This window comes from Streptomyces sp. NPDC020731, assembly GCF_044334705.1.
Classification (GTDB): Bacteria; Actinomycetota; Actinomycetes; order Streptomycetales; family Streptomycetaceae; genus Streptomyces.
Genome location: NZ_JBIRTN010000004.1, coordinates 248,681 through 266,060, shown reverse-complemented (window position 1 = coordinate 266,060; position 17,380 = coordinate 248,681). Strand labels below are relative to the sequence as shown.

General features: G+C 71.8%; 12 protein-coding genes. 3 read left to right on the top strand and 9 right to left on the bottom strand.

Annotated features, from left to right (window positions below; all coding sequences use genetic code 11):
* From ACH4VX_RS08265 to ACH4VX_RS08235, 7 genes are all read right to left on the bottom strand, one after another.
* Nucleotides 1-1,827, bottom strand: coding sequence for a branched-chain amino acid ABC transporter permease (locus ACH4VX_RS08265; RefSeq protein WP_398366552.1), 1,827 nt, complete (start codon nucleotides 1,825-1,827; stop codon nucleotides 1-3).
* Between the two features lie 5 nt (nucleotides 1,828-1,832).
* Nucleotides 1,833-2,765, bottom strand: coding sequence for a branched-chain amino acid ABC transporter permease (locus ACH4VX_RS08260; protein ID WP_398366551.1), 933 nt, complete (start codon nucleotides 2,763-2,765; stop codon nucleotides 1,833-1,835).
* A gap of 112 nt (nucleotides 2,766-2,877) precedes the next feature.
* Nucleotides 2,878-4,113: a branched-chain amino acid ABC transporter substrate-binding protein gene (locus ACH4VX_RS08255; protein ID WP_398366550.1), complete on the bottom strand. Its 1,236-nt coding sequence runs from the start codon at nucleotides 4,111-4,113 to the stop codon at nucleotides 2,878-2,880.
* A gap of 288 nt (nucleotides 4,114-4,401) precedes the next feature.
* Complete coding sequence (locus ACH4VX_RS08250) at nucleotides 4,402-5,004, bottom strand: Tat pathway signal sequence domain protein (RefSeq protein ID WP_398366549.1); 603 nt, start codon at nucleotides 5,002-5,004, stop codon at nucleotides 4,402-4,404.
* Nucleotides 5,001-5,261: a hypothetical protein gene (locus ACH4VX_RS08245; RefSeq protein WP_398366548.1), complete on the bottom strand. Its 261-nt coding sequence runs from the start codon at nucleotides 5,259-5,261 to the stop codon at nucleotides 5,001-5,003. Before ACH4VX_RS08245 ends, ACH4VX_RS08250 begins: the two co-directional genes overlap by 4 nt.
* A 270-nt stretch (nucleotides 5,262-5,531) precedes the next feature.
* The gene (locus ACH4VX_RS08240; RefSeq protein WP_398366547.1) at nucleotides 5,532-6,014 is read right to left on the bottom strand and encodes a PaaI family thioesterase; all 483 of its coding nucleotides are present in this window, start codon (nucleotides 6,012-6,014) and stop codon (nucleotides 5,532-5,534) included.
* A gap of 51 nt (nucleotides 6,015-6,065) precedes the next feature.
* Nucleotides 6,066-8,345 carry an FdhF/YdeP family oxidoreductase gene (locus tag ACH4VX_RS08235; RefSeq protein ID WP_398366546.1) on the bottom strand — a complete coding sequence of 760 codons (2,280 nt, stop codon included), beginning with the start codon at nucleotides 8,343-8,345 and terminating at the stop codon, nucleotides 6,066-6,068.
* A gap of 242 nt (nucleotides 8,346-8,587) precedes the next feature.
* On the opposite strand from ACH4VX_RS08235, the gene polA reads away from it, so the two are divergent.
* Nucleotides 8,588-11,314 (top strand): DNA polymerase I, encoded by a 2,727-nt coding sequence (polA, locus tag ACH4VX_RS08230; protein WP_398366545.1) that lies wholly within the window; start codon nucleotides 8,588-8,590, stop codon nucleotides 11,312-11,314.
* A 160-nt stretch (nucleotides 11,315-11,474) separates the two neighbouring features.
* On the top strand, nucleotides 11,475-11,903 hold the full coding sequence (locus ACH4VX_RS08225) for a hypothetical protein (RefSeq protein WP_398366544.1): 429 nt from the start codon (nucleotides 11,475-11,477) through the stop codon (nucleotides 11,901-11,903).
* Here ACH4VX_RS08225 and ACH4VX_RS08220 read toward each other — a convergent pair.
* Nucleotides 11,827-12,681 carry a DUF4184 family protein gene (locus ACH4VX_RS08220; RefSeq protein WP_398366543.1) on the bottom strand — a complete coding sequence of 285 codons (855 nt, stop codon included), beginning with the start codon at nucleotides 12,679-12,681 and terminating at the stop codon, nucleotides 11,827-11,829. The two genes, ACH4VX_RS08225 and ACH4VX_RS08220, sit on opposite strands and share 77 nt — an antisense overlap.
* Nucleotides 12,682-12,966: 285 nt before the next feature.
* Between ACH4VX_RS08220 and ACH4VX_RS08215 the strand changes: the two genes are divergently transcribed.
* Nucleotides 12,967-14,712, top strand: coding sequence for a lytic transglycosylase domain-containing protein (locus ACH4VX_RS08215; RefSeq protein ID WP_398366542.1), 1,746 nt, complete (start codon nucleotides 12,967-12,969; stop codon nucleotides 14,710-14,712).
* A gap of 16 nt (nucleotides 14,713-14,728) precedes the next feature.
* Here ACH4VX_RS08215 and ACH4VX_RS08210 read toward each other — a convergent pair whose 3' ends face one another.
* Nucleotides 14,729-17,380, bottom strand: a complete 2,652-nt coding sequence (locus ACH4VX_RS08210) for an ATP-dependent RNA helicase (protein ID WP_398366541.1) — start codon at nucleotides 17,378-17,380, stop codon at nucleotides 14,729-14,731.

Below are 17,380 nucleotides of genomic sequence, written 5' to 3'. Positions count from 1 at the left end.
TCAGGCCCCTGTCTTGCTCAGGACTGTGGGCGCGTCGGCCTCTTCGTGGAACTCCAGTTGGCGGCGCCGGTTGGGGATGAGGCCCTCGGGCCGGAAGCGCATCAGCAGGACGAGTGCGAGTCCGAAGGCGAGGAGCTGGTAGTCGCCGAGGAACTGGAGCTTGTTGGGGATCAGGAAGAGCAGCGCGGCCCCGATGAGGGGTCCGGCGATGGTGCCCATGCCGCCGAGGACGACCGCGGCGAGCAGGAAGGCGGAGTTGGGCGGGGTGGTGCCGGCGAACAGGTACTGCTCGGGCGTCACGGTGTAGGTGACGTGTGCCTGCACGGTTCCGGCGAGGCCGGCGAGGGTGGCGCCGACGGCGAAGGCGATGAGCTTGACCCGGAAGCCGTGGATGCCCATGGCCTCGGCCGCCGTCTCGTCCTCGCGGATGGCGACCCAGGCGCGGCCGATGCGGGAGTCGCCGCTGCGCCGGAAGACGAGGACGACGACGGCCGTGATGAGCAGCATCAGGAAGAAGTAGTTGGCGAACCGGCCGATGGTGAAGCCGGCGATGTCGTGCTGGACCCCGAGGTCGAAGCCGAGGATGTTCAGGTCCGGGATCGAGGCGATGCCGTTGGAGCCGTTGGTGAGGTCGGGTCCGGAGGTGCCGTCGGTGTTGTTGGCGGCGATACGGAAGATCTCACCGAAGCCGAGGGTGACGATGGCGAGGTAGTCGCCGCGCAGTCGCAGGGTCGGGGCGCCGATGAGGACGCCGAAGACGAGGGAGGCGACGGCTCCGACGATGACGGCGGCCCAGAAGGGGAAGTGGACGCCGAAGGGCGAGCTGGGAGAGCCGGAGACGAGCGCGGCGGCGTAGGCGCCGACGCCGAGGAAGGCGACGTAGCCGAGGTCGAGCAGACCGGCGAGGCCGACGACGATGTTCAGACCGAGGGCGACCGTGGCGAAGATGAGGATGTAGACGCCGAGGGTGGCGTACTGGTCGTCGGTCTGGGTGAAGGGGAAGCAGGCCGCCGCGATGAAGGCGCCGCAGACGGTGATGTTGGTGTGCCGTGCGGTGATCTGCGAGGCGTGGGCGACCAGGCCGGCGCGGTTGAGCGCGGCGAACGCGAAGCCGGCGGTGATGAGGAAGCCGATGAAGAGTTCGTCGTACTCGGTGCCGATGCCGTAGGTGAAGACGACGAGGGCGAGTGCCAGGACGGCGACGATGATCAGGATCTCGGCGTACGACGGCAGGGCGCGCACCGGGCGCGGGCTGCCGGAGGCGAACGCGGCCCGGACGGTGGCCCAGTGGTGGCCGGCCTGGTGCCTGAAGTGCTCCCAGCCGGTGTCGTCGGGGTCGATCGGGTCGGGTTCGGGCCGCTCGAAGGGGAGGGCGAGGGCGCCGAGGAGCGCGATCAGGGTGGCCGCGGCGACGACGTAGCCGCCGGGTTCCAGGTTGACGAGGCCGCCGAGGTTGAAGCTGATCGCGAGGATCGTGTACCAGGCGGTGACGAAGGTGCCGAGGACGGCGTACTTGAGGGCCGCGTCGGCGCCGGCGGGGGTGAGCCAGCCGAGCCCCTTGACGCCGTAGGAGGCGAGGGCGAACAGGGTGGCGAGGGCACCGCCTACGAGGACGAGGACCTGGAGTCCGCCGGGGTAGCCGTAGAAGGTGAGGTCGCCGGGGAATTCGTCGGTCCAGGTCCAGGCGAGGAACGTGGAGACGACGGCGAGGATGCTGCCGCCGGTGGCGAGGGCCCTGCCGATGTGCGGGGGTATGCCGATGAGGCCGGTGGAGGCGTTCTCGGTGGGGGCGGCCGCGGGGGTCGCGGCGGTGGTCTGTGTGGTCATCGGTGTCACGCCCTGTCCGCAACGCGTTCGCCGAGCAGGCCCTGTGGCCTGAACAACAGCACGAGGATGAGGAGGATGAAGGCCCAGACGTCGGCCCAGGACTGGCTGCCGAACTTGTCCAGGCCGGGGATGTCGGCGATGTAGGCGGTGGCCAGGGTCTCGGCGACGCCGAGGACCACTCCGCCGATCATGGCGCCGTAGATGTTGCCGATGCCGCCGAGGACCGCCGCGGTGAAGGCCTTGAGACCGAGGATGAAGCCCATCTTGAAGTCGATCTGGCCGTACTTGAGGCCGCTGGCGACTCCTCCGACGGCGGCGAAGACGGCGCCGAGGGCGAACGCGATCACGATGATGCGGTCGGTGTTGACACCCATGAGCTTGGCGGTGTCCGGGTCCTGCGCGGTGGCCTGCATGCCGCGTCCGGTGCGGGTGCGCATCACGAAGTAGGCGAGGACGGCCATGCTGATGGGGGCGGCGACGAGGAGGAAGATGTCGCCGGTCTGGATGGTGGCGCCGCCGATGCTGAAGGGGCCGCCCTCGATCTGCGGGAAGGGCAGCTTGGACTTGGCCTCGGGGTAGAAGGCCCAGACGGCCTGCTGGAGGGCGAGGGAGAGTCCGATGGCGGTGATGAGCGGGGCGAGGCGGGGTGCGCCGCGCAGGGGGCGGTAGGCGAACCGTTCCGCTCCGATGGCGACGAGGACCGAGACGATCACGGCGCCGAGCAGCATCAGGGGGAGTGCCACCCAGATGGAGGTGCCGTCGGGCAAGATGTACAGATGTACGGTCAGGGCGCCGAAGGCGCCGACCATGAAGATCTCGCCGTGGGCGAAGTTGATGAGCTGGACGATGCCATAGACCATTGTGTAGCCGATGGCGACGAGGCCGTACATGGATCCCAGTAGCAGGCCGTTGACCAGCTGCTGCGGCAGTTCGTTCACCGCATGTCCTCCGAGCTTCGGAACGTTCGACGGATGGGGCCGGATGCGAGTCCGCGCGGGACGCCAGTGGAACAGCGCCCCGCGCGGCTCGTGGGAGTGGTGCGGGCGGTGGTCAGCCGGTGAAGGTGCCGGACTTCACGGTGCCCCAGTCGCCGTCCTTGACGGAGTACACGGTGAGCTGCTTGTTGGTGGCGTCGCCGAACTCGTCGAAGGAGACCTTGCCGGTCACTCCGTCGAAGGAGACGTTCTGCATGGCGTCGACGACCTTGGAGCGGGCGTCGTCGGGGAGCTTGCCGTCGTTGTCCTCGACGACCTTCTTGACGGCCTCGATGATCGCCCAGGCGGAGTCGTAGGAGTAGCCGCCGTAGGCCTCGAAGGCCTCCTTGTATCCGGCGTCCTTGTAGTTGGCGACGAATTCCTTGGCGGAGGGAAGCTCCTCGACGGGCGCGCCGACGGAGGTGGCGAGGTCGCCGGTGCCGGCCGCGCCGGACAGCTTGATGAAGTCGGCGCTGTAGATGCCGTCACCGCCGACCAGCGGGATCTTGGCGCCGGCTTCCTTGATCTGCTTGCTCAGGGGGCCGGCCTGCGGGTACTCGCCGCCGTAGTAGACGACGTCGGCGCCGGACTGCTTGACCTTGGTGGCGACGGCGTTGAAGTCCTTGCTGTCGGGGTTGATGTGCTCGGTGCCGACCACCTTGCCGCCGAGCTTCTTGAACTCCTCGGTGAAGGTGGCGGCGAGGCCGGCGCCGTAGGTCTTCTTGTCGTCGATGACGAAGACCTTCTTCTTCTTGGCGTCGTTGTAGACGTACTGCGCGGCGAACGGGCCCTGGATGGCGTCCGTGGTCGCGGTGCGGAAGTACGACTTGTACGGCCGTTCCTTCTTGGTCTGCCAGTTCACGCCCTGGGTGAGGGCGGGGTTGGTGTTGGCAGGGGAGACCTCGACCAGCTTGGCCGTGTCGAAGACCTTCTGCATGGACTCGCCGACGGAGGAGTTCAGCGGGCCGACGACGCCGAGGACGTCCTTGTCGGCGACGAGCTTGGTGGCGTTCTGCTGGCCGACGGAGGCCTGGCCCTGGTCGTCGAGGGCTTCGATCTTGAAGGTGACGCCCTCGACGTACTTCTCCTTGTTGGCGGTCTTCGCCGCGAGGTCCACGGAGTTCTTGATACCGAGGCCCAGCGCGGACAGGTCGCCGGTCAGCGGCGCGTCGACGCCGATGACCACGGTGGTGCCACCGTTGCCGGAGTCCGAGCTGCCGCCGCCGTCCTCGTCGCGTGAGCCGCAGGCGGTGAGGGTGAGTGCTCCCGCCACCAGAGTGGCGGTGATGGCGATGAGCGAACGTTGACGCACGATCCAGTCCTTTCCCCTGACAGCCGCTTCCCGGTGGAAACGGCCGAGTCGAGCGCTGGGCCGAAGTGGGAATCGGGCGGCGCGGTGACTGGCCGTGACTCTAAGCGTGGGTGGGGAATGTGGAGGAGACTCTGGCCAAGGCTGTGACGCTCTTGTTATGACACGACGTATTGCAGAGCGGTACCGAGTGGGGGGAACGGCTGAATTCTCGCCGTTTTGCCCTGTCCGCATGGTGAGAAACCGCAGGACCCGGAGGGGCTGGTTCAGGAGTATCGACGGTTTTGGTGATTACCTGAAATCGTTGCCGCAGGCTACTTGCAGGGCTCGGGAGAGGTCCCGTGCGTACCGTGGCCCGAGGATGAAGCTGTGCACCTCCTTTGCGCGCGTATTACGCAGAGTTACATCCAGGAAAGGGAGTCCGGCATTCTGTGGCACTTTTCCGCATTCCGTCACCTGCGTGGTGATGGTGATCTTGCGGGGGGATCCTGTTTTTGTCCGGAAAGGGGTGCGCGGGCTGGATGTCACGGACAGTCCCGCGTACGGCTGGGATATCCGGGTGACGGTGACCGGAGGGCCGGATTCCGTGGTCACCTCCACATCGAAGGCGAAGCTCCGCGAGGCGGTCTTCGCGCCTGTGGTCTGCGGGTTCAGGTACACGACGGCGGTCACCTGGCTCGGGTACGGCGGGTCTGGCGGCGGCTGAGGACGGGGCCGGGTGACATAGAGGTAGCTGCTGCCGGTGAGCACGGCGGCGGCGAGGAGCCCGCCGAGCGCGGCCCTGCGGTGCCGCTCCAAGTGCCGTACGAGCGCCCCGCGTCGAGGACGGGGCACCGGGGAGGCGTCCAGAACGTGAGTGTCCTCTCCCGGCTCGACGGGGCCGACCCCGCTCATCGCCGGGGCCCCTCGTCCGGCCCGCCGGCGCGATACCGCGCGACGCACCCCTCGCGCGCCTCACGGTCGGTCGACCGACCGGTGTCGACCGCCCCTTGACGCTCGGCGGCCCGAGCGGAAGCGACCACCTCGCGCGGAATGCCGTACCGGCCGTCGGACAGTCCCATGGACCGGTGGTCGCCGTAGCCGCGGCCGTCGAGCACCTCGCGCGACCAGTGGCCGACGATCCTCGTGCACAGGTCCGCGTCGGACGTCACACGCGGTGACGGCGAGGAGGCGCGACCGCTGTCGGCTCCGGCCGACGGGACCTCCCGCGCGTGAGCGGAACCCGTCGCACCGCACCCGGTCACCGTCGGGCCCGCCGGCCGCGCGGACACGAGGGGCGCACCGAACACCCCCGCCCACGCCCGAGAGGTGCCGCCCCGTCGCATGCCCCGAACGCTAGGGCGCCTGTCGGCCGGAGGCAATGGCGGTGCGGTGCGGGTCCGTGGTGCGGGGCGGACGCGCTCCCCGCACCACAACGGCCGTCAGCCCGCCGCCTGTTCCCCGTCGCCGGGCCGGACGTCCCGCAGCAGGCAGGTCAGCCGTGCGGTGCACACCCGCTTGTCCGCCTCGTCGGTGATGACGATCTCGTACGTCGCCGTGGACCGCCCCCGGTGCACCGGAGTGGCGACCCCGGTCACCAGGCCGGAGCGGACGCCGCGGTGGTGCGTGCAGTTGAGGTCGACCCCGACGGCGATCTTGGAGCTGCCGCCGTGCAGCATCGAACCCACCGATCCCAGCGTCTCGGCCAGTACGGCGGAGGCGCCGCCGTGCAGCAGCCCGTACGGCTGGGTGTTGCCCTCCACCGGCATCGTCCCGAGGACCCGCTCCGCGGACGCCTCCAGGATCTGCACGCCCATGCGCGTGCCCAGGTGGCCCGCCGAGAACAGTGCCGGCAGGTCCACTCCGAGCGCGGCGTACTCGTCGATGACCTCTCGCGGGAACTTCACCTGCTGCTGCTCTCCCATGGGCCCGGCTCCTTCGTCGTGCGTCGGTACGGCTGTCTGGTGAGCGAACGCTCAGTCGGTCGCCGATTGTTCCAGACGCACCACGACGGACTTGCTGGCCGGGGTGTTGCTGGTGTCCGCGGTGGCGTCCAGCGGCACCAGGACATTGGTCTCCGGGTAGTACGCCGCCGCACACCCCCGCGCGGTCGGATAGTGCACGACGCGGAAACCGGGCGCCCTGCGTTCCACGCCGTCCTTCCACTCGCCGACCAGATCGACGTAACTGCCGTCCGCGAGCCGCAGCTCCCGCGCGTCCTCGGGGTTGACCAGCACCACGCGGCGGCCGTTCCTGATCCCCCGGTAGCGGTCGTCGAGACCGTAGATCGTGGTGTTGTACTGGTCGTGCGAACGCAGCGTCTGCAGCAGCAGCCGGCCCTTCGGCAGCGCGGGGTACTCCACCGGCGCGGCGGTGAAGTTGGCCTTGCCGGTGGCGGTGGGGAAGCGGCGCTCGTCGCGCGGGGCGTGGGGGAGCGCGAAGCCCCCGGGGCGGGCCACGCGCGCGTTGAAGTCCTCGAAGCCGGGGATCACCCGCGTGATGCGGTCGCGGATCGTCGCGTAGTCCTTCTCGAACTCCTCCCACGGCACCGTGTCGTCCTCGCCGAGGACGCGGCGGGCCAGCCGGCACACGATGGCCGGCTCCGACAGCAGCCGCGGGCCCGCCGGTTCGAGGCGTCCGCGCGAGGCGTGCACCATGCCCATGGAGTCCTCGACCGTCACGAACTGCTCACCGCCGCCCTGCAGGTCGCGTTCCGTGCGGCCGAGCGTCGGCAGGATCAGGGCGCGCGCGCCCGTGACGGTGTGCGAGCGGTTCAGCTTGGTCGACACGTGCACGGTCAGCCGGGCCCGGCGCATCGCGGCCTCGGTGACCTCCGTGTCGGGGGAGGCGGAGACGAAGTTGCCGCCCATGGCGAAGAAGACCTTCGCCTTGCCGTCGCGCAGGGCTCGGATGGCCCGTACGACGTCGAAGCCGTGCTCGCGCGGGGGTGCGAAGCCGAACTCCTTCTCCAGTGCGTCCAGGAACGCGGGCGCGGGCCGCTCGAAGATGCCCATGGTGCGGTCGCCCTGCACGTTGGAGTGACCGCGCACCGGGCACACGCCCGCACCGGGGCGGCCGATGTTGCCGCGCAGCAGCAGGAAGTTGACGACCTCGCGGATCATGGGCACGGAGTGCTTGTGCTGGGTGAGCCCCATCGCCCAGCACACGATGGTGCGCTTCGATTCGAGGACCATCCGCAGACACCGCTCGATGTCCCCGCGCGTGAGGCCGGTTGCGGTGAGCGTCTCGTCCCAGTCGGCGGCACGCGCGGCCTCGGTGAACTCCTCGTAGCCGTGCGTGTGTTCGCGTACGAACTCCTCGTCGACCGCGCCGGGTGTGTCGAGGATCAGCTTGTTGAGGAGGCGGAACAGGGCCTGGTCGCCGCCGATGCGGATCTGCAGGAACAGATCGGTCAGGGCGGCGCCGGTGGTGAGCCCCTTGGGGGTCTGCGGGTTCTTGAAGCGCTCCAGGCCCGCCTCCGGCAGCGGGTTGACGCTGATGATCCGCGCGCCGTTCTCCTTGGCCTTCTCCAGGGCGGACAGCATGCGCGGATGGTTGGTGCCGGGGTTCTGGCCGGCGACGATGATCAGGTCGGCCTTGTAGAGGTCCTCCAGCAGGACGCTGCCCTTGCCGACGCCGATCGTCTCCGACAGGGCCGAACCGGACGACTCGTGGCACATGTTGGAGCAGTCGGGCAGGTTGTTGGTGCCGAGCCGGCGGGCGAACAGCTGGTAGAGGAAGGCGGCCTCGTTGCTGGTGCGTCCCGAGGTGTAGAAGACGGCCTCGTCCGGGGAACCGAGGGCGGCGATCTCCTCGGCGACGATGTCGAAGGCCCGCTCCCAGGTGACCGGCTCGTAGTGCTCGCCGCCCTCGGGCAGGTACATGGGGTGCGTCAGCCGGCCCTGCTGCCCCAGCCAGTAGCCGCTGCGGCCGGACAGGTCGGCGACCGGGTGCGCGGCGAAGAACTCCGGGGTGACCCGGCGCAGGGTGGCCTCCTCGGCCACGGCCTTCGCCCCGTTCTCGCAGAACTCCGCGCGGTGCCGGTGCTCCGGCTCCGGCCAGGCGCACCCCGGGCAGTCGAAGCCGTTCTTCTGATTCACGCTGAGCAGCGTCAGCGCCGTCCGCTTCACGCCCATCTGCTGCTGCGCCATCCGCAGGGTGTGCCCGATCGCGGTCAGCCCGGCGGCCACGTGTTTCGGCCCGGCAACCCGCGGCGCGTCCTGAACCGGATCCCCCTGGGGCGGCTTCGTTGCCATCGCGCACTCCTGTTCCACATACACGTATGAGGTGGACCCCCGATCCTGCCACGCCCTGTTGTCAGCCCGTCCGGCGTTGTCGTCAGCCCGTCCGGCGTTTGAGGACGAGGCCCGTTCAGGGCCGAAAGGGGGTATGGGGGCGCAGCCCCCAGGGATGGGACGGGAAGGGGCGGAGGGGGCGAATCAACCCCACGGCACACGCCCGCCCCCCACTGTCGGTGCCACGTGGCAGGATCGGACACGTGGCAGACACAGCATCGAAGAAGACCGACCAGACTCCCGGCGGAACCCGCCCCCGACTGATGCTCATGGACGGGCACTCCCTCGCGTACCGCGCGTTCTTCGCGCTGCCCGCGGAAAACTTCACCACCGCGACGGGCCAGCCGACGAACGCGATCTACGGCTTCGCTTCGATGCTGGCCAACACACTCCGTGACGAGGCCCCCACCCACTTCGCCGTCGCCTTCGACGTCTCCCGCAAGACATGGCGCTCGGAGGAGTTCACCGAGTACAAGGCGAACCGCTCCAAGACCCCGGACGAGTTCAAGGGCCAGGTCCAGCTCATCGGCGAGCTGCTCGACGCGATGCACGCCGACCGCTTCGCCGTCGAGGGCTTCGAGGCGGACGACATCATCGCCACCCTCGCCACCCAGGCCGAGGCCGAGGGCTTCGAGGTGCTGATCGTCACCGGCGACCGGGACTCCTTCCAGCTGGTCTCCGAGCACACCACGGTGCTGTACCCGACGAAGGGCGTCTCCGAGCTGACCCGGTTCACCCCGGAGAAGGTCGTCGAGAAGTACGGCCTGACCCCCGCGCAGTACCCCGACTTCGCGGCGCTGCGCGGCGACCCGTCGGACAACCTGCCCGGCATCCCCGGCGTCGGCGAGAAGACGGCCGCGAAGTGGATCAACCAGTTCGGTTCCTTCGCGGAGCTGGTCGAGCGCGTCGAGGAGGTCAAGGGCAAGGCCGGGCAGAACCTGCGCGACCACCTGGAGTCCGTCAAGCTCAACCGCCGGCTCACCGAGCTGGAGCGCCGGGTCGAGCTGCCCCGGAGCGTCCTCGACCTGGAGCGGGCCGCCTACGACCGCAAGGCCGTGGCGATGATCCTGGACACCCTGGAGATCAGGAACCCGTCGCTGCGCGAGCGGCTGTTCGCCGTCGACCCGGGCGCGGAGGAGGCCGAGGCCACCCCGGTCGTCTCGGAGGGCGTGGAGCTGGACGGCACGGTGCTGGGCACCGGCGAGCTGACCGCCTGGCTCACCGGGCACGGCACCGGCCCGCTCGGCGTCGCCACGGTCGACACCTGGGCCCTGGGCACCGGCTCCGTCGCCGAGGTCGCGCTGGCCACGTCCGCCGGACCGGCCGCCTGGTTCGACCCGTCCGAGCTGGACGAGGCCGACGAGCGGGCGTTCTCGGCCTGGCTCGCCGACGCGGACAGGCCCAAGGTGTTCCACAACGCCAAGGGCGCGATGCGGGTCTTCGCCGAGCACGGCTGGACCATCGAGGGCGTCACCATGGACACCGCGCTCGCCGCGTACCTGGTGAAGCCGGGCCGTCGCTCCTTCGACCTGGACGCGCTGTCCCTGGAGTACCTGCACCGCGAGCTGGCGCCCGCCGCCGCGCCCGACGGCCAGCTGGCCTTCGGCGCGGACGACGGCGCTCAGGCCGAGGCGCTGATGGTGCAGGCCCGCGCCATCCTCGACCTGGGCGAGGCCTTCGAGGGCCGTCTGGAGGAAGTGGGCGCGGCGGACCTGCTCCGTGACATGGAGCTGCCCACGTCCGCGCTGCTCGCCCGCATGGAGCGGCACGGCATCGCGGCCGACCGGGAGCACCTCCAGACGATGGAGCAGATGTTCGCGGGTGCCGTGCAGCAGGCGGTGAAGGAGGCGCACGCGGCGGCGGGGCACGAGTTCAACCTGGGCTCGCCCAAGCAGCTCCAGGAGGTCCTCTTCGGCGAGCTGGCCCTGCCGAAGACGAAGAAGACGAAGACCGGCTACACCACGGACGCCGACGCCCTGGCCTGGCTCGCCACGCAGACCGAGAACGAACTGCCGGTGATCATGCTCCGCCACCGGGAGCAGGCGAAGCTGCGCGTCACCGTCGAGGGCCTGATCAAGACGATCGCCGCGGACGGCCGTATCCACACCACGTTCAACCAGACCGTCGCCGCGACGGGCCGTCTGTCCTCGACGGACCCCAACCTCCAGAACATCCCGGTCCGTACGGACGAGGGCCGCGCGATCCGCCGCGGCTTCGTCGTCGGCGAGGGCTTCGAGTCGCTCCTCACGGCCGACTACAGCCAGATCGAGCTGCGGGTGATGGCCCACCTCTCCGAGGACGCCGGCCTGATCGAGGCGTTCACCTCGGGCGAGGACCTGCACACCACGGCGGCCGCCCAGGTGTTCTCGGTCGAGCAGTCCGCGGTGGACGCGGAGATGCGCCGCAAGATCAAGGCGATGTCGTACGGGCTGGCGTACGGGCTGTCGGCCTTCGGCCTCTCCCAGCAGCTGAACATCGAGGCGGCGGAGGCCCGCGCCCTGATGGACGCGTACTTCGAGCGCTTCGGCGGCGTACGGGACTATCTGCGCCGGGTCGTCGACGAGGCTCGGGCGACCGGCTACACGGCGACGCTCTTCGGCCGCCGCCGCTACCTGCCCGACCTCAACAGCGACAACCGCCAGCGCCGCGAGGCGGCGGAGCGCATGGCGCTGAACGCGCCGATCCAGGGCACGGCGGCGGACATCGTCAAGATCGCCATGCTGAACGTGGGCCGCGCACTGCGCGAGGCGAACCTGCGCTCCCGCATGCTCCTCCAGGTCCACGACGAAATCGTCCTGGAGCTGGCCCCCGGTGAACGCGCCACGGTGGAGGACCTGGTCCGCCGGGAAATGGCGTCCGCGGTCGAGCTTCGAGTCCCCCTGGGCGTCTCTGTGGGCGCGGGCCCGGACTGGGAGTCGGCGGCACACTGAAGCCTTCCGGGGGGTGAAGCCGGCCCGTCCGGTCGAGGACGCAGCCCGTTCAGGGCCGAAGGAGGTTTTTTGGGGGGCACAGCCCCCGGGGCCGGGAACCTTCACCCGCGTGGCCCCTGCGGGAAAGCCGCCACCCGCAGGGCCGGACACCATGCCATGCATGGGTATACGCGTGCTTCACCGCAGAGCGGCACCCCCGCGCCCCGGCGGACAGACGGTGTTCCCGCCGGTTCCGGTCTTCGCGGCCGCCGCGAGTACCGCCCGCACCCCCGCCGTCCCCGTCACCCTCGCGACCGCGCTGCGGAACGCCACGGCGGACCTGGGCCGCCGTATCGCCGACGGCCGCCGGAGAACCGACCGCACCCCCACCGCCGGAGGCCTCGCGGGCGAGCGGCCGCCGTGGCGGCTGTGGGCCGAGCTGGCCCGCGCCTACCTCACCCTCGCGCTCACCCTGCTGCCCCGCCCCCGCCCGGTCCGTACCGTCACCGTGTTCGTCGCGGCGAGCGACACCCTCAGCGTGCGTCCGTACGGCTCGGCCGCCGCGTATCGGCGCCCGCAGGGACCCCCGTGGCCGGACGCCGCACCCTGACGGCCACCGCGTACAACGGCAGCGCGAGGACCAGCCCCGCGCCCGCACCGAAGCACACCGTCGGAATCAGTTCCCAGGGTTTCGCGGTCGAGCCCCAGTAGGCCCACCACCGCGAGGCCCGCTGCACCGCCCCCACCACCGCGCACCCGCCGAGCAGCGCGACGGCCCACCACCGGTCCCCGGCGGACAGCGGGGGAACCCCCGGGGGTCCGGCACCGTCCGGCGCCCGCCGCAGCGCCCGCACCACGAACAGCGTGATGACGACCGCGGCCACCGCCGAACCGCCGTACTGCAGATACCAGTACAGCGGCGACCCCGCCACCTCCTCGCCCAGTACGGGAAACACCCGCATCCCCCACCGGTCGAGATGCGTGAACGCGTCCCAGACCACATGCGTCAACGCCCCCAGCACGGCCGACACGTACCAGCGCGCCACCAGCGACGGCCGCATCCGCGCACGCGGCGCCCCGCAGCGCAGCAGCGCCGCCGCCCGCCCCTGCCGGGCCCGCGGCAACAGCGCCACCAGCGGTTCACGCACCAGCAGCCACAGCCCCACCAGCACCCAGGCGATGAGCACATCGACCGTGAACACACCCCAGAACGCGTGGGTGACGTCACCGAACTCCATCGCCCCGGACAGGACACTCGCCGCGTAATAGGTCATGTCGGGAGCGAAGCTGCCCGCGACCAGCACGGCGGGAACCAGGGAGCCCCGCCCGCTCCCGTCCGTGCGCACGGCGGGCAGCACCGCCGCCGCATGGCTCAGCGTGAACGGCAACGCGGCTCCTCGTGACAGTGGTTGACCGGGCCCACGGGCCCACCTGATCGGCAGGCCCAGTATGCGGGACGCCCCGCACCGGTCCCCGTCACGCGGGAACGTGGCCAACCGGTGAATATCGGGCATGAACGGGTGTCCGTGCAAAGGAAGTTGTCGTAGGGTCGCGAGGGCCGTCGTGCCGGATGTCCACAGGAGGGCAACCAGCGGGGCGGGCAGATCGTCACAACAGGGCGAACACAACACAGGCTGACGGACGGCACGGCGTCCACGGGAGGGGTTCACTCTATGGCGGCGCAATTCGGCAGGAGGCTGCGCAAGGGAGTGACGACCACCGCCGTGGCCGCGGCGGCGGTGGCGGCCCTGTCCGCGTCCCAGGCTCCCGGCGCGACGACCGACGACCAGGGCAGACAGACCACCTCGGACGCCACGTCCTCGCCCGAGGAGGCGGCCGACGCCGCCGGCGCGACCGGCAACTCGCCGTACTACACGGACCTGCCGCCGCTCAACAGCCCCAACCCCGCACCGTCCGCGAGCACCGGAACGGACGTGTCCGGCGTGACCGAGGCCGGCATACCCGCGACCGTCCTCGACGCCTACAAGCAGGCCGAGGCCGCCCTGCGCGAGAAGAAGCCCGGCTGCCACCTGCCCTGGCAACTGCTCGCCGCCATCGGCAAGGTGGAGTCCGGCCAGGCCCGCGGCGGACGCGTCGACGCCGACGGCACCACCCTCTCGCCCATCCTCGGCCCCCAGCTCGACGGCAACGGCTTCGCCCTCATCAAGGACACCGACAACGGCGCCTACGACGGCAACAGCTCCTACGACCAGGCCATCGGCCCCATGCAGTTCATCCCCTCCACCTGGGAGTGGGCGGGCCGGGACGGCAACGGCGACGGCGATGAGGACCCCAACAACATCTACGACGCCGCCCTCGCCGCCGGCCACTACCTGTGCCGTTTCGGCTGGGACCTGTCCGACCAGCGCGACCTCGACCGGGCGATCCTCAGCTACAACAACTCGACGGAGTACCTGAACACCGTCATGTCGTGGCTGGAGTACTACCGCAGGGGCACCCACGAGATCCCCGACGGCACCGGCACGCTGCCCACGGACCGCAGCGACAGCGGCAGCGTCACGGTGCGGCCCTCCCCGACGGTGCCGGGCACGTCGCCGTCGCCGAAGCCCAGCCCGAAGCCGGACAAGCCGTCCGGCTCCAGCCCGACCCCCAAGCCGCCGGCCGGCCCCGCCACCCCGAGCACGCCGCCCGGCACCACCCCTCCCACTCCCACTCCCACCGACACGGTGGACCACCTGGAGGACGCCGGCACGGCGACGCTCACCGCGATGGCGGGCGACACGTTCACCAAGAGGATCAGCACCCGCGCCGAGACGGACGCCGGCGAGGCCGTGGCCAAGGTGCGGATCCGGTTCACCGTCGTCGGTGACACCGACACCACCTTCACCGGCGGCGAGAGCGTGGCCACCGTCGTCACCAACAGCTCGGGCGTCGCCGTGGCCCCCGCGCTCCGGGCGGGCGAGAAGACCGGCCCCGTCGCCGTCCGGGCCACCGTGGTCGGCCGGACGGTCAAGGGCGTCGCCTACAAGGCGACGGTCACCGAGCGCGCCGCCGACACCCTCGTCCGCACCAGTGACGAGGCGCTCACCTGCGCGCCGGGCGGCGAGTTCGCGGACGCGGTCGAGCTGAAGGCCACGTACGAGGGTGCCGCCGCAGACAAGGTGGCCGCCACCGCGACGCTCGTCGCGTCGGCCGACGACCCGGCCGTGAACGACAAGGGCCCCTACTTCAAGGACGCCGACGGCAAGGCCGTCCGCACCCTGAGCGGTCTGACGACGGACGCGGACGGCCTGCTGAAGCTGCCTCAGCTGTACGCGGACGACACCACCGGCACGTTCCTGCTCCGCGTCACCACCGCGGGCGGGGCGACCCGCACGGTCGAACTGACCGTGGCGGCGCCGGACGGGACGGAACCCCCGGCCCCGTCCACCGGCCCGTCGGCGAGCCCCACCGCCTGACGGCACGCGGAACGGATCACCGCCGGAGCCGGGCGTTGGTGTACCGGGTCGGCTCGGCGGTGGCCGGATCCTTTGGCCACGGATGCCTGGGGTAGCGCCCGCGCAGTTCGGCCCGTACGCCCTTGTAGCCGTCCCGCCAGAACGAGGCGAGGTCGGCGGTCACGGCGGCGGGCCGCCCGGCCGGGGACAGCAGGTGCACCAGCAGCGGCACCCCGGCCACCCGCGGTGACTCCTGGAGGCCGAACATCTCCTGGAGCTTCACGGCGAGCACCGGCTGCTCCGGGTCGGAGTAGTCGATCCGGATTCCGGACCCACTGGGTACGGTGATCCGCTCGGGGGCGAGTTCGTCGAGCCGCACGGCCTCGCCGGAGGCCCAGGGCAGCAGCCGCGCGAGTGCCTGCCCGGCGTCGATCCGCGCGAGATCGGCCCGCCGCCGGGCACGGCTCAGCTCCGGCTCCAGCCACTCCTGCACGCGCGCGTGCAGCGCCTCGTCGGAGACATCGGGCCACGGCTCACCGAGCCGGCCGTGCAGGAAGGCCAGCCGCTGCCGCAGTACGGCCGCCCCGGCCGGCCACCGCAGCAGCCCGAACCCCTCCCGCCGCAGCCCGTCCAGCAACGCGGCCCGTACGAGCGAGGGGCCGGCGCCGGGGTACGGCCGTACGGCCACCTCCACCGCCCCGAGCCGCTCGACCCGCCGCGCGACGACGTCCCCGTCGCCCCAGCCCACTTCCTCCCGGTGCTCCAGCAACGCCCCCGCCGCGACCCGCGCGACCCCCTCGTCGACGACGACCCCGAGCTGCACGCGCGCGTGCCCCCGCCCCACCGGCCGATCGGCCACGGCGACGGCGATCCACTCGGCCCCCCGCAACGGGGACCCCGCCCCCACCTCGGCCCGCGTCCCACCCACCATCAGATACGAACCGCCCTCCGCGCGGGCCACCCGCTCCGGAAACGCCAGCGCCACCACCAGCCCGGCCCGCCCGTCCTCCCCGCCGGAGAGCCCGTCGCGCACCCTGGCGGACGGGGTGTCGGCGCCGTGCCCCACCGCGGGGGAGGCGCCTCGTGCCGGCCGGCCGGGGGCCTGCGCGGTGGGCGGGGCCCCGGCCCCGGCGTCGGACCCGGCCTCCGGCGCAGGCAGGGAGCCCCGTGTCGTCCCGCCGGCGGTGTCGGGGGTCAGGCGGCGGAGGCGGCCGGCCTCCCTGCGCCAGCGGGCGGCGTACGTGTCGCCGCCGCGGCGGGCGGCCCGCAGCGCGGCGGTGAGGTCGTCGCCGTATTCGCGTGGTGGTTCCTCGCCGATCAGGGCGACCACCTCGGCCGCGAGGTCCGGGCCCACCACCGGTGCCGCGTCCAGCAGGGCGCGGCCCAGACGCGGGTGCAGGCCCAGACGGGCCAGCCGCGCCCCACGCCCACCGGCCCGCCCGTCGGGGCCCACCGCCCCGATCGCCGTCAGGACGGAGCGGGCCGCCGCCATCGCCCCGGCCGGCGGGGGATCCAGCAGCGCCAGCCCCGAGGCGTCCGGATCGCCCCAGCAGGCCGCCTGGAGCGCGAACGCAGTCAGGTCGGCCACCTTGATCTCGGGGGAGGGGAACCGCGGCAGCCGCGCGTCCTCCGCCTCCGCCCAGCACCGGTACACCGCCCCCGGCGCCTCACGCCCGGCCCGCCCCGCCCGCTGCCGCCCCGCCGCGCGGGAGGCCCGCACCGTCGTCAGCGCGCTCAGCCCCCGCGCGTGGTCCACGCGCGGCTCCCGCGCCAGCCCCGAGTCCACGACCACCCGCACCCCGGGAACCGTCAGCGACGACTCCGCCACCGAGGTCGCCAGCACCACCCGGCGCCGCTCCCCGGCGGACAGCACCGCGTCCTGCACGGCGGCCGGCGCCCGCCCGTGCACCTGGAGCACGTCGACACCACCGAGGTCCCCGAGCCGCCCGGCCACCCGGGCGATCTCACCGACCCCCGGCAGGAACGCCAGCACGTCCCCGTCCCGCTCCGCCAGCGCCCGCCGCACCACCGACGCCACGTGCGTCAGCAGCGCCGGATCGACCCGCATCCCGTGCGGCGGCCGTACCGCACGCGCGGGCGGCGACCACACCACGTCCACCGGGTACGCGGCACCGTGCGCCTCGACCACCGGCGCGTCCCCCAGCAGCCGCGCCCAGCCCTCCGCGTCCGTCGTCGCCGACGCGGCCACCAGCCGCAGCTCCGGGCGCAGCGCCTGGCGCACGTCCCACAGGAACGCCGCTGCCGTGTCCGCGTCCAGATGCCGCTCGTGGCACTCGTCGAGCACCACCACGTCCACACCGGAAAGCTCCTGGTCGCGCTGGAGGCGCTGGAGGAGCACACCGGTCGTGACGACCTCCACGCGCGTGTGCCGACCCACCGTCCGCTCCCCGCGCACGGTGAAACCGACCGACTCGCCGACCCGCTCACCCAGCAGCCACGCCATCCGCCGTGCCGCCGCGCGGGCCGCGATCCGCCGCGGCTCGGCGACCACCACCCGCCGCGCGGGCCCGTCCCCGAGCAGTCCCGCCAGCGCCAGCGGCACCAGCGTCGTCTTACCGGTACCGGGCGGCGCCACCAACACAGCCGTGCCGTGCGCATCGAGCGCGTCGGTCAGCCCCGGCAGGGCCTCGCGTACGGGAAGGGCGTCCAGGGCGTCATGACGGATCAC